Source organism: Mesorhizobium sp. M0522 (assembly GCF_040321085.1).
Lineage (GTDB): Bacteria > Pseudomonadota > Alphaproteobacteria > Rhizobiales > Rhizobiaceae > Mesorhizobium.
On the sequence record NZ_JAMYQW010000002.1, the window covers coordinates 95,112 to 107,149 of the forward strand.

The window sequence follows — 12,038 nt, forward strand, 5'->3', positions numbered from 1 at the left end:
AAAAGAATGCTTCAATTGCCGGATATGCAATTTTCTCGTACTGCCGGCAGCGCAGGGGCCAGGAGCATGGGTGATATGGCGGCAGCGGATATTTCCAGGCTGATCGAGGCGGCGGCAAACGCGATCGCCGCACATGCCGAAGAGCTGACCAGTCTCGACCAGGCCATCGGCGACGGCGACCATGGGCTCAACATGAAACGCGGCTTCGAGGCAGTGCGGGCCGAGGCCGGCGCGTTTGCGGCAAAGCCGTTGCCCGAGGCGCTGAAGGCGATCGGCACCAAACTGGTGATGACCGTCGGCGGAGCCTCCGGTCCCTTGTTCGGCACGCTGTTCATGGCGCTCGGCAAGGAGATTTCCGCCGCGCCGGGTCGCGCCGACCTGGCGGCGGCCTTCGGCAAGGCGATCGAAGCGGTTGCCGCCAGAGGCAAGTCGCAGGCCGGGCAAAAAACCATGCTCGACGTGCTGCAGCCGGTGCATGAGGCCCTGCTGCAGGGAAAGACGGCAGCGGACATCGTCGAGATCGCCGACAACGCGGCCGACGCGACCGTGCCGATGAAGGCGCTGCGTGGGCGCGCCTCATTCCTTGGCGACCGTTCGGTCGGTCATATGGATGCCGGCGCACGCTCGACTGCGCTTCTGGTGCGGGCCGTAGCCGAGGCAATCGAGAGGCGCGCATGAGCAATGTCGGCATCGTCATCGTATCGCATTCGCCGCTGGTCGCCGAAGGCACCGCCGACATGGTGCGGCAGATGGTCGGCAACGAAGTGCCGCTTGCATGGTGCGGCGGAAACGGCCATGGCGGGCTGGGAACCAATGTCGAGGCGATCATGGGCGCCATCGACAAGGCCTGGTCGGAGGCGGGGGTCGCGATCCTCGTCGATCTCGGCGGTGCCGAGACCAATAGCGAGATAGCGGTCGAGATGATCGGCGAACCACGCGCCCAGAAGATCATCGTCTGCAATGCGCCGATCGTCGAAGGCGCGGTGATGGCGGCGACCGAGGCTTCCGGCGGCGCCTCGCTCAGGGAAGTGGTGGCGACGGCGCACGAATTGTCGCCGTCGTGAACGAACGGGAATTTTGACAAGCATGTCCGCAGCAGCCGAAGCCAGCGTCCTGATCACCCATGAGGTGGGACTGCATGCGCGTCCTTCGGTGAAGTTCACCAAGCTTGCCAAGACGTTTTCGGCCGACGTCGAGATTGCGCTCGCCGCCAACGGGCCATGGTTCGACGCCAAGAGCATCGTCAAGGTGATGGCGGCGAAAGCGCCGAAAGGCACTGTCCTGCATATCAGAGCCAAAGGGGACGGCGCCGGCGAGGCGGTCGGCGCACTGGTCGAGCTGGTGCGGCGCGATTTCGACGAAGGCAAGGACCATGCCCGAACCGCTTAGGCTGCAGGGCATTTCGGCATCGGCCGGCTATGCCGAGGGGCCGCTGTTCGATCTGGGCCAGGCTGCTGTGCGTTATGTCCGCAAGGCGACTGCCGCGGACGAGAAGGCGGCGCTTGAGGCCGCCATCTCCATTGCCGCAGGCCGGCTCGCGACATTGATCGAAACCAGCGACAGCGAGGCGGCCGGGATCCTCGAATTCCAGCTCGCCATGCTGGAGGACGACGCGCTGACCGGCCCGGCCTTTGCGCGAATTGCCGAGGGCATGGCTGCTGATGTGGCTTGGCGAAAAGGGCTCGACGCCGAGATAGCCGGCTATGAAACATCCGAGCAGGACTATTTCCGGGCGCGCGCGGCCGACATGCGCGACATACGCGACCAGGTGCTACGCGCGCTTGCCGGGGGCGGCGACATTGCCGCGCCGGCAGGTGCGATCTTCTACGGCGAGGATATCGCACCGACGCGCTTCCTCGAAACCGACTGGAGTGCCGGCGGCGGCATAGCACTTACGGCCGGAAGTGCCGCAAGTCATGTCGCAATGCTGGCACGCTCACGCGGCGTGCCAATGGTGGTGGGGTTGGGGCTCGTAGCGCGTGGGGTAGCCGGGCCCGGTGCTTCGCCGGCTCAGCTTGTCGGAATCGCACTGCTCGATGCCGAACATGGCGGCATCGTGTTGGCGCCTTCGAAAGCGGAGATCGAGGCATTCCGGCGATCGTCGTCGTCTTTCGCGGCGCATCGCGACAATGCGGCAGCCTATTTGACAAGGCCGGCAGCAACGAAGACCGGCATAGCGGTCCACGTGCAGGTGAATATTGCCGATCCGTCCGATGTCGACCGCATCGATGCTGCGGCGTGCGACGGTGTCGGGCTGATGCGGACCGAATTCCTGTTCGGCAAGACGCTGCCGGACGAGGAGACGCAATATCGCGCCTACCGTACGGTGCTGGAATGGGCAGGCGACAGGCCGGTGACGATCCGTACTGTCGATGCGGGCGGCGATAAACCTGTGCCGGGCCTGACCGTCGAGGAAGGTAATCCATTCCTTGGCCTGCGCGGGATCAGGCTGTCACTGATGCGTCCGGCGGTCTTTCGTGTGCAGATCCGCGCTTTGCTACGTGCTGCCATGCACGGCAATCTGAAGGTGATGTTCCCGATGATCGCCGTTCCGGAAGAGTATGAACACGCCACCGCGCTGTTCGCTGAGGAGCAGGCTGACCTTTTGGCGCGCGGCATCGCGCACAAAATGCCGCCGCTTGGCATCATGGTCGAGGTGCCGTCGGTGGCCATCGCACCGGAGGCATTCGCCAAGGCCGCCTTCTTCTCGATCGGCTCGAATGATTTGACCCAATACGTGATGGCCGCCGCGCGCGACAATGCGTCGGTCGCACATCTGAATTCCGTCAGGCACCCAGCCGTGCTCCGGCTGATCGCCTCGGTTGCCGCCTTCGGCCGCGAGCATAATATCCCGGTCAGCCTGTGTGGCGATGCCGGCGGCGACCCCGCCTCGATCCCGGCGCTGCTCGAAACCGGCCTGCGTGACCTCTCCGTCGCTCCCGCCCAACTCGCGATGGCCAAGGCGGCCATCGCGGACGTTTCGATCTAGGCCCCGGTATGGCAGACAAGGCGTCGCAATCCGGCCCCGAAGAGGCGATCCGCGCCTACAAGACGATCCTGTCGCAGGTGATCGACCAGCGCCCGTCCGGCATGCGCCAGCGCCTCGCTGATGCGCTGGGCAAGCATCGCAGCTTCGTCACGCAGATTTCCAGCCCGGCCTATTCGACGCCGATCCCGTCGAAGCATTTGCCGGCTATCTTCTCCGTCTGCCATTTCAGCCCGGCCGAACGCGATCATTTCCTTGAGGCCTACCATCGGGCGCATCCGGGAAAGATGTCGCTGGCCGCAGGCTTGCGCAAGACACGCCATGTCTCGCTGATCGTTCCCGATTTCGGCGACGACAAGCAGAACGCGGCGCTCGACCGGGCGGTCAACGATTTCATCCAGAAGATCACCAGCATCGCCGGCAAGGGCAGCTGACGCTGGGCTATTTCGGGAGGACGGCCATGAAGAAATTTTTGAATTCGGTCGATACGGTGCTGACCGAGAGCCTCGACGGCTTCGTTGCCGCGCATGCCGATATCCTGGCGCTTGGCGAGGAACACAAATTTGTCCGCCGCAAGCTGCTCACACCGGGCAAGGTGGCGCTGATCTCCGGCGGCGGCTCGGGTCACGAGCCGCTACATGGCGGGTTCGTCGGGCACGGCATGCTGGATGCGGCCTGCCCCGGCCAGGTATTCACCTCGCCAACGCCTGACCAGATGATGGCGGCGGCCGAAGTCGTCAATACGGGCGCCGGCTGCCTGTTCATCGTCAAGAACTACGAGGGCGACGTGATGAATTTCGACATGGCCGCTGAAATGTCGGAAGGCGTGATGCAAATCGTGACCAATGACGACGTTGCGGTCGAAAACTCGTCCTACACCACCGGCCGGCGCGGCGTCGCCGGCACGCTGGTGGTCGAGAAAATCGTCGGCGCGGCGGCCGAACAAGGCATGGCACTGGAGCCGTTGAAGGCGCTCGGCGAGCGCGTCAACGGCGCGACGCGCTCGATGGGCGTGGCGCTGACCAGTTGCACCGTGCCGGCGGCGGGCAAGCCGACCTTCGATATCGGCGACGGCGAGATGGAGTTCGGGGTCGGCATCCACGGCGAGCCTGGGAGGCGGCGCGACACATTGAAAAGCGCCGATGCTATCGCCGAGGAGATCTGTACCGCAATCCTGGGTGACCTGGGCGACGGTGCCAGAGGCCAGGCGCTACTCTTCGTCAACGGCTTTGGCGGCACACCGTTGATGGAGCTTTATCTGATGTACAACAGCGCCCGCAAAATCTTCGAGAAGCACGGCGTGACGGTGATCCGGTCGCTGGTCGGGTCCTATGTGACCTCGCTCGACATGGCCGGCTGTTCGATCACGCTGAGCATGCTCGACGACGAGGCGGCTGTTTGGTGGGATGCACCGGTACATACGGCCGCGCTGCGCTGGGGCATGTAGCAGCGGAGAATGCCCCAGAAATAGTCGGTGACAAGACCGGTATCGGCAACGCCGCGCATCGCCAGACAGTTGCCCTCCTCACCCTGCGCAAGATAAAGAATCTGCGGGTTTGGGGAGTTCGAGCATGCGTTACAATTGGGATCGGGCGCCGACGGGTTTCGAGCGCCATGGAAAGGTGCTGGCAGCCGCCTTGCTGATCGTCGGCGGGGTCGGACTTATGCTCGCTGCCCTCCCGCTTTAGGGACAACAAACTCGGGTAGCGGACTACGTCTCACGCGTTGCCTCAGTGCGCCTGGCCAGTCACGGCGATGAAACGGCGGTCGCGCCCTTCAAATCCCTGGCTGAAGCGCTGCACGAGCACCGCAAGCACGCCCGGTTTTCCATCCGGGGTGAATGCGTAAGATTCCGACAGGCTGTAGGAAGTCGGGCAATTCCTCGAACCGGGCACCGCCTTGTCCTCATGCAGCAGCTTGATCGGCTTGCCATCCTGACCCCGCAGCGTCAGGCGAAAGCCGAGCGCCTTGCCGGTCGTTTCGCCTTGCTGCGTCGCGTCGAAACTCGCTGAACAATCCGCCGTGCTGTCGGCACGGATCTGCTCGAGCTGGATGGTGCCAAGCTCGTCATAGGCCGGCGAAAGCCATTTTTGCGAAACCTGCTCGAGGCGCGCAATGTCATTGTAGGCGACCATGTCGTCGGGAAAGGTGAACCTGTCCAAGGCAGTCCGCTCGCCGCGCGGCGCGATGGCATATTTGGCCAGCAAGGGCGCCGCCAGTTCGGCGGCCTGTGCCCTCGCCTGCGCAAGCGTCAATGTCGAATCCTCCGTCTCGTCGGCGATGACGATCGGCTTGCCGCCGACGAACTCATCGGTCCGCGTGTCGATGATGTCGATCTCCGACCAGCCCGAATCCGAAGCACCGGCATCGAGCGTGCCGTACTGTTCGAAGGCGAAGTAGTTGCCGTCTGGCGAAAAGCCGATGACGCGCCGGGCCGCCGCGTCGCCTGCCTGAGCAGCTGAAGCGAGCACCACCGCCAGCGTCGCAACCGCGGCAAACCCAAGCTCATATCGCAATTTCATCTCGCCCTGCCCCTAATGCCGAAAATTCGAACGATACCGGCCCCCAGACCACCATGACCCGCACTTGCGGCCAAGTTAGAACGACAGCAAACGAAACGCACAAATACATGGTTACACAAACCAGCATACGCTATTTCAAGGACAGCAAACATTCCTGGGGAGGAAGCTGGATGGCGTCACGCTACCACGAGGTCTATGACGGCTGGAAACGCGACCCGGAAAAATTCTGGGCCGATGCCGCCGGCGCAATCGACTGGTTCTCGCCCTTCGAGACGGTGTTCGACGCCAATGCCGGCGTCTATGGCAGGTGGTTCATTGGCGCCTCGTGCAACACCTGCTTCAATGCCGTCGATCGTCATGTGGCGGGCGGCCGTGCCGACCAGATCGCGTTGATCCATGACAGCGCGATTTCGGGCACAATCAGGAAATTCACGTATGCCGAGTTGAAGCGCGAGGTGGTCGCGCTGACCTCGGTGCTCAAGAATCGTGGCATCCAAAAAGGCGATCGCGTCATCATCTACATGCCGATGGTACCGGAAGCAGCCTTCGCCATGCTTGCCTGTGCGCGGATCGGCGCCGTGCATTCGGTGGTCTTCGGCGGCTTTGCCTCGCATGAGCTCGCCACCCGCATCGACGACGCCAAGCCGAAGCTGATCATCTCCGCTTCCTGCGGCCTGGAGCCAGGGCGCGTGGTTGCCTATAAGCCGCTGCTCGACAAGGCGATCGAGATGTCGCGGCACAAGCCGGAAAGCTGCCTTATCCTGCAGCGCGACCAACTGCGCTGCGAACTCAGGGAAAACCACGATATCGACTATGCCGACGCCGTGGCGCGGGAGCGGGCCGCGGGTGCCAATGTCGACTGTGTTCCGGTGCTTGCCACCGATCCGCTCTACATCATCTACACGTCGGGCACGACCGGCCAGCCGAAGGGAATCGTGCGTGACAATGGCGGCCATATGGTCGCGCTGAAATGGTCGATGGAAAACGAGTTCGGCGTCAAACCGGGCGAAGTGTTCTGGGCGGCTTCCGACGTCGGCTGGGTGGTCGGCCATTCCTATATCGTCTACGGCCCGCTGCTGCATGGCTGCACAACGATCCTGTTCGAGGGCAAGCCGGTCGGCACGCCCGATGCCGGCACCTATTGGCGTGTGATCGCCGAGCATGGCGTCGTCGCGCTGTTCACCGCGCCAACCGCCTTTCGCGCCATCAAAGGACAGGACCCGAAGGGCGAATTCGTCCCGAAATACGACCTGTCCAAATTCCGGACGCTGTTCCTCGCCGGCGAGCGCGCCGATCCGGAAACCATCAAATGGGCGGAGCAGAAATTGACCGTGCCGGTGATCGACCATTGGTGGCAGACCGAGACCGGCTCGCCGATGACCATCAACCCCGCCGGACTGGGCCTGCTGCCGGTCAAATACGGCTCGCCCGGCGTGCCGATGCCCGGTTATGACATCCGCGTGCTCGACGATGCCGGGCATGAGGTCAAGCGTGGTACACTTGGCAATGTCGTGGTGAGATTGCCGTTGCCCCCCGGCTGCCTGCCGACGCTGTGGAATGCCGACGAGCGGTTTCGCCAAGCCTATCTCGACGAGTTCCCCGGCTTCTACAAAACCGCGGATGCCGGTATGATGGACGAGGACGGCTATCTCTATGTCATGGCTCGAACCGACGACATCATCAATGTCGCCGGCCACCGGCTATCGACCGGCGCCATGGAGGAGGTTCTGGCCGCGCATCCCGACGTCGCCGAATGCGCCGTCGTCGGTATTGCCGATGCTATGAAAGGCCAGGTTCCACTCGGCTTCGTCGTGCTGAATGCCGGCGTCGACCGCGACGCCGGCATCATCGAAAATGAGGTTGTCACCCTGGTGCGCGAACGGATCGGCCCGGTCGCTGCCTTCAAGACTGTGGTGACGATCAAGCGCCTGCCGAAGACGCGCTCCGGCAAGATCCTGCGCGGCACCATGCAGAAGATCGCCGACAAGGAGGAATGGGCCATGCCGGCAACGATCGACGACCCGGCCATCCTCGACGAGATCACCGCCGCGCTGAACCGGCGCGGCATCGGCCTGTAAGGGGCGCCGAAGCCGAGTTGCGTCCGAAGCTCCGGTATGGAACGACCGGCGCCGGACGTGGTATCCACGCGCGGTGTCGTCATGTTGTTTCGGAATCGAGACGCACCCACAGCCATGCGAGACGCCATACGTGACCCTGTTCCAGCGATCGAGAAAGCCCCAGGCCGCGGCACGCCAGCGGCTGGAGATCGATATGCGGGGCGCAGTCGTCTATGCGATCGGCGACGTGCATGGCTGCTACAAGGAACTCCGCGCCCTGGAGCAGAAGATCCTGCTCGATTCGGCGCCCTTCGAAGGGCGCAAGCTCATAATCATGCTTGGCGACTACGTCGATCGTGGCCCCCAGTCGGCGCGCGTGCTCGATCATCTGCTGGCGCCGCCACTCCAAGGCTTCCAGCGCATCTGCCTTGCCGGTAACCACGAAGTCGTGATGCTGAACTATCTCGACGGGATCATTTCGAGAGAGTCGTGGCTGGCAATAGGCGGCCTGCAAACGCTGTTTTCCTACGGCGTCGACCCGGAGCGCATGGCCGATCTCTACGGTTCAAACGAGGAGGTCGACAGGCGCATTCGGGAGATCATCCCCGCCGACCACGTCAGTTTCATGCGTGCGCTGCCGGTCATGGTCTGTTCGGCGAAATTCGTATTCGTTCATGCCGGCATCAGGCCGGGCATCGACCTAGCCGCACAAGACGAGGACGACCTGCTCAACATCCGCTCGGAGTTCTTCGAAGCAGCGCATCTTCTCGACCGCTATGTCGTGCACGGACATACGCCGGTCGACACTCCGAAGCTCGAGGGACGCCGGCTTGGCATAGACACCGGCGCCTTCCAAACCGGCCAGCTGACCGCCCTCAGGATCGTCGACAACCGCGCCAGGTTGATATTTTCCTGAGCGCGATGTCGTCGCTCAGGCGGCTGCCTTGGTGCGCGCTTCCGATTTTTCCAGATAGTAGCTCGAATATTTGTCGAAGAATTTTTCCGAGCCGCCGATCGCGCCATATTTGGCCAGCTTCTTCAGTTCGACCTTGTTCAGCACCGCGCCAATGATCTTCTTGGCGATGTAGGGCTCCGAGCTGAGCATGGATTGCACCATCGCACGCGGCGTGCGTCCCCACTCGGTGACCAGCACGAAGCCGTCGACAAGCGGAGCGAAGGCCTTGGCGTCGACGACAGGCCCGAGCGGCGGCAGATCGACGATGATGTATTCGAAGGTTTCCTTGGCGTTATCGATGAAACGCCGCATGCCGGCTGAAGACAGAAGCTCGCTGGTATGCGAAAACTGGCCACGCAGGACGGCCGGGATGATAGCCAGCTTGGTCTGCCGGTCGATCTTGCCGACCGACTGCCATGTCTGCCCGCTCACCACAGCTTCCATCAGGCCCTGCTCGGCCTCCATACCGAGGCTGCGGCTGAGGCCGGGATTGCGCAGGTCGCCATCGATCAGCAGCGTTTTCGATCCGTTGACGGCAAGCAGCCCGGCAAGATTGGCCGCCACGGTCGACTTGCCCTCGCCGGGAAGCACCGAGACCACGCCGATGACCCGGCTGCCCTGGCCTTCCATCACGACGTCGAAGGCGATCTTGGCGTTGCGCAGCGTCTCGGAGAACATCGATGCCGGGGCATCGACGGTTACCCGCATCCGCGCACGTTTTTCGGCTGCCGACAATGTTCTGGAGGGCTGGGATTTGGAGGACTTGGCGGTCTTGGATTCAACGACTTTGACGTCAGGCTGACCGCCATTGCGCTGGTCATCCTTGCCAGCCTTGCCGATGACCGGCAGGTAGCCGAGGAATTTGAGGCCCACACGGTCGCGGACATCCTCGCCGGTCCTGAAGAAGCGTTCCCTGAATTCATTCAGGCCACCAACCCCTGCCCCCAGCATCATGCCAAGCGCCAGCGAAAGCCCCAGCACGATGGCTGTGCGCGGGGTTGCGGCCGACTGCGGCATCGTCGCGTCCGAGATGACCCGGATCTTGCCGACCGGGAAGGATTGCTGCTGGGCGGCCTCCTCATAGCGGTTCAGGAACGTCTGGTAGAGCGTCGACAGCGCCGTCGCCTTTTGGTCCAGCTCACGCAGCTTGACCTGCGACTGGTTGTCGATGGAGCTCTTGCCAGCCGCCAAGGCGACATTTGCGCGGAGCGCGGTTTCGCGCGCCAGAGCGACCTCGTATTCGTTGCGGTAGCTTTCGGTCAGTTGCTTCAGCTCGCCGAAAATCTGCGCCGATATGTCGACCTTCTCCTTGGCGAGCGCGACGGCCTGCGGATGTTGCGGGCCGAAATTGGCTTCGACATCCTGCTGCCGCTTGGATACGGTGAGATAGCGGTTCTTCAGCGTCGTGATGACCGAGCTGCTCGGTTGGTCGTTCGATATCGCAGCGTCCTTGAACGCATTGTCCGAGCCGCTTTCGACGATCGACTTGTACTGCTGATAGCGGGCGCCGGCACGTGCGGTATCGGCCTGCGCGACGATCAGCTGGGTGTTGAGATCGGACAATTGCTTGTCGCTGATCAGCTGGCCGTCATTGACGGCCAATCCGTGTTCGGCCCTGAACTTTTCGACCGCCAGTGCAGCCGCCTGGGAGCTCTCACGAAGCTCGGTCAGCCGGCCTTGCAGCCAGACCGCCGCCCGCTCGGTCGCGTCGAAGCTGGCATCAAGTTGATCGGCTAGATAGGCATCGGCATAGGCCTTGGTGATGGCGGTCGCAAGCGCCGGATCGGTCGCCTGAAAGGAGATGCTGATGACAAAGCTCCGGCCGATCCGCTCGGCATCGAGTTGGGTCTGCAGTTTGAAGATTGCGTAGTCACGGGGCGATGAGGATGCGGTGATCGCGTCACGCGTCGCAGCATCAAGCTGAGTGACATCGGTTGTGCTAGCGGCGCGCTTGGGGCGGACAGACTGGACGATACCGCGCACAAAGCCAGCAACCTTCGACAGGGCCGATGTCGGAGGGTTCATGAAAGCGTCGTTCTGATCGAGCTTCAGCTTGTCGACGACCACCCCAGCCAGCCTGGCCGACTGTAGTATTTCGATCTGGCTCAGAACGGCGGAGTCGGTCTGCATGCTGACCGACGCCGCCGAAATGTCGTCGACGACCTTGTTCAATCCTTCGTCGATCAGCACGCTGCTCGTCGCCACATAGGTAGGAGGCGTCGTCTGCAAATAGAGCACGCCGAGAAAGAGACCGATGACGGCGCAGGCGGCAACCACTTTCGCCTGCCGCGCGGCCATGCCAAGCAGGCGCTCGATGTCGATGAAATCTTCGGCGTTTGCCGCATTAGAAGCCGGCAATGGCGTCCTCTTGTCGACAGGAAAATTGGCATAGTTCATCTTCGGTCCAATTCTAGTTTGCAGGCGCTACCGCCTCGAAGGTCGGGACATAGGGTGCAAACCTTGCGCCGGACAGTGCGCGTCGCGCGCGGCGCAACGGCCTGTCCTGCGTCATCAGCCGCACCCACAATGCCTCGAAAAAATGGACATTATGCGGCTTCTTCCCGACGCTGATGCGACCGGACGAATTCCTGCAGCATCTCGAAGATCGGGCCCTTCATGTCCTCCCGCGCCAGCGCGAAAGCGACATTGGCCTGAATGAAGCCCTCCTTCGAACCGCAGTCGAACATGCGGCCGTCGAAAGGCTGGGCGAAGAAGGCCTGGGTCTGTGCGAGACGCACCATTGCGTCGGTCAGTTGTATCTCGTTGCCGGCGCCGCGCTGCTGGCTGGCCAGCAACGAGAATATCTCGGGCTGCAGGATGTAGCGGCCGTTGATGTAGAAGTTCGATGGCGCGTTGGCAGGAGCCGGCTTTTCGACCATGGCCGTCACCTCGAAGCCCGTGCCGACATCAGCGCCGCGCCCGACAATGCCGTATTTGCTGGTCTCGGTCGGATCGCAACGCTCGACGGCGATAACGTTTGCGCCAGTCTGCGCATAAAGATCGGCGACCTCGGCGAGACACCCGCGCCCGCCGAAGGACACCATGTCCGGCAAAAGCAATGCGAAGGGCTCGTCACCGATGACTTCGCGCGCGCACCAGACGGCATGGCCGAGGCCTTGCGGCGACTGCTGGCGGATGAAGCTCGTCGCGCCGGCGACGGGAAGCAGGCTTTCAAGCGATTCGAGTTGCGCCTTCTTGCCGCTCTGCTCCAGGGTTCCGGTCAGTTCAGGATGTAGGTCGAAATAGTCCTCGATCACCGCCTTGTTGCGGCCGGTGACGAAGACGATGTGCTCGATGCCGGCCTCGAACGCCTCGTCAACCGCATATTGCACGACAGGCCTGTCGACCACCGGCAGCATTTCCTTCGGCATGGACTTGGTCGCCGGCAGGAACCGCGTTCCGAGCCCCGCCACCGGTATGACTGCCTTCCTGACTTTTTTCATTGCATGTTCCTTCTGAGGAGATCGATTTCAACCCTGTCGCAGGCGGCGAAACTGTCTTCATTCACCTGCAGCCCT

Annotated in this window: 11 protein-coding genes; 8 read left to right on the forward strand and 3 right to left on the reverse strand. The window is 62.8% G+C overall.

The features are described 5' to 3' along the window. Positions 1-75: 75 nt before the first annotated feature. The 6 genes from dhaL to dhaK are packed head-to-tail and all read left to right on the forward strand — an operon-like array spanning position 76 to position 4,433. A complete protein-coding gene (gene dhaL, locus NKI58_RS03220; RefSeq protein ID WP_352703249.1) occupies positions 76-678 on the forward strand; it encodes a dihydroxyacetone kinase subunit DhaL in 603 nt (200 codons plus the stop codon). Further along, complete coding sequence (dhaM, locus tag NKI58_RS03225; protein ID WP_352703246.1) at positions 675-1,064, forward strand: dihydroxyacetone kinase phosphoryl donor subunit DhaM; 390 nt, start codon at positions 675-677, stop codon at positions 1,062-1,064. The genes dhaL and dhaM overlap by 4 nt, the downstream gene beginning before the upstream one ends. 22 nt (positions 1,065-1,086) lie before the next feature. After that, positions 1,087-1,389, forward strand: a complete 303-nt coding sequence (locus tag NKI58_RS03230) for an HPr family phosphocarrier protein (protein ID WP_023676329.1) — start codon at positions 1,087-1,089, stop codon at positions 1,387-1,389. Next, the gene (gene ptsP / locus NKI58_RS03235) at positions 1,373-2,989 is read left to right on the forward strand and encodes a phosphoenolpyruvate--protein phosphotransferase (RefSeq protein ID WP_352703244.1); all 1,617 of its coding nucleotides are present in this window, start codon (positions 1,373-1,375) and stop codon (positions 2,987-2,989) included. Before NKI58_RS03230 ends, ptsP begins: the two co-directional genes overlap by 17 nt. A gap of 8 nt (positions 2,990-2,997) precedes the next feature. Continuing rightward, positions 2,998-3,420: a hypothetical protein gene (locus tag NKI58_RS03240; RefSeq protein ID WP_023676327.1), complete on the forward strand. Its 423-nt coding sequence runs from the start codon at positions 2,998-3,000 to the stop codon at positions 3,418-3,420. A 26-nt stretch (positions 3,421-3,446) separates the two neighbouring features. Then, positions 3,447-4,433: a dihydroxyacetone kinase subunit DhaK gene (gene dhaK, locus NKI58_RS03245; RefSeq protein ID WP_352454687.1), complete on the forward strand. Its 987-nt coding sequence runs from the start codon at positions 3,447-3,449 to the stop codon at positions 4,431-4,433. A 283-nt stretch (positions 4,434-4,716) separates the two neighbouring features. Here dhaK and NKI58_RS03250 read toward each other — a convergent pair whose 3' ends face one another. Next, positions 4,717-5,508: a DUF2259 domain-containing protein gene (locus NKI58_RS03250; RefSeq protein WP_352703242.1), complete on the reverse strand. Its 792-nt coding sequence runs from the start codon at positions 5,506-5,508 to the stop codon at positions 4,717-4,719. A gap of 170 nt (positions 5,509-5,678) precedes the next feature. Between NKI58_RS03250 and NKI58_RS03255 the strand changes: the two genes are divergently transcribed. Further along, positions 5,679-7,586: a propionyl-CoA synthetase gene (locus NKI58_RS03255; protein WP_352703240.1), complete on the forward strand. Its 1,908-nt coding sequence runs from the start codon at positions 5,679-5,681 to the stop codon at positions 7,584-7,586. Between the two features lie 193 nt (positions 7,587-7,779). After that, positions 7,780-8,481: a metallophosphoesterase family protein gene (locus tag NKI58_RS03260; RefSeq protein ID WP_352697111.1), complete on the forward strand. Its 702-nt coding sequence runs from the start codon at positions 7,780-7,782 to the stop codon at positions 8,479-8,481. A 15-nt stretch (positions 8,482-8,496) separates the two neighbouring features. Here the strand turns inward: NKI58_RS03260 and NKI58_RS03265 are convergent, their stop codons facing one another. Together NKI58_RS03265 and galU are read right to left on the reverse strand one after the other, a co-directional pair. After that, positions 8,497-10,917, reverse strand: coding sequence for a polysaccharide biosynthesis tyrosine autokinase (locus NKI58_RS03265; protein WP_352703237.1), 2,421 nt, complete (start codon positions 10,915-10,917; stop codon positions 8,497-8,499). Between the two features lie 149 nt (positions 10,918-11,066). Next, a complete protein-coding gene (gene galU / locus NKI58_RS03270; protein ID WP_352568344.1) occupies positions 11,067-11,963 on the reverse strand; it encodes a UTP--glucose-1-phosphate uridylyltransferase GalU in 897 nt (298 codons plus the stop codon). Between the last annotated feature and the right edge of the window lie 75 nt (positions 11,964-12,038).

Coding starts and splice junctions, on each gene's coding strand:
- dhaL (WP_352703249.1), top strand. CDS start 76: ATGGCGGCAGCGGATATTTCCAGGCTGATCGAGGCGGCGGCAAACGCG.
- dhaM (WP_352703246.1), top strand. CDS start 675: ATGAGCAATGTCGGCATCGTCATCGTATCGCATTCGCCGCTGGTCGCC.
- NKI58_RS03230 (WP_023676329.1), top strand. CDS start 1,087: ATGTCCGCAGCAGCCGAAGCCAGCGTCCTGATCACCCATGAGGTGGGA.
- ptsP (WP_352703244.1), top strand. CDS start 1,373: ATGCCCGAACCGCTTAGGCTGCAGGGCATTTCGGCATCGGCCGGCTAT.
- NKI58_RS03240 (WP_023676327.1), top strand. CDS start 2,998: ATGGCAGACAAGGCGTCGCAATCCGGCCCCGAAGAGGCGATCCGCGCC.
- dhaK (WP_352454687.1), top strand. CDS start 3,447: ATGAAGAAATTTTTGAATTCGGTCGATACGGTGCTGACCGAGAGCCTC.
- NKI58_RS03250 (WP_352703242.1), bottom strand. CDS start 5,508: ATGAAATTGCGATATGAGCTTGGGTTTGCCGCGGTTGCGACGCTGGCG.
- NKI58_RS03255 (WP_352703240.1), top strand. CDS start 5,679: ATGGCGTCACGCTACCACGAGGTCTATGACGGCTGGAAACGCGACCCG.
- NKI58_RS03260 (WP_352697111.1), top strand. CDS start 7,780: ATGCGGGGCGCAGTCGTCTATGCGATCGGCGACGTGCATGGCTGCTAC.
- NKI58_RS03265 (WP_352703237.1), bottom strand. CDS start 10,917: ATGAACTATGCCAATTTTCCTGTCGACAAGAGGACGCCATTGCCGGCT.
- galU (WP_352568344.1), bottom strand. CDS start 11,963: ATGAAAAAAGTCAGGAAGGCAGTCATACCGGTGGCGGGGCTCGGAACG.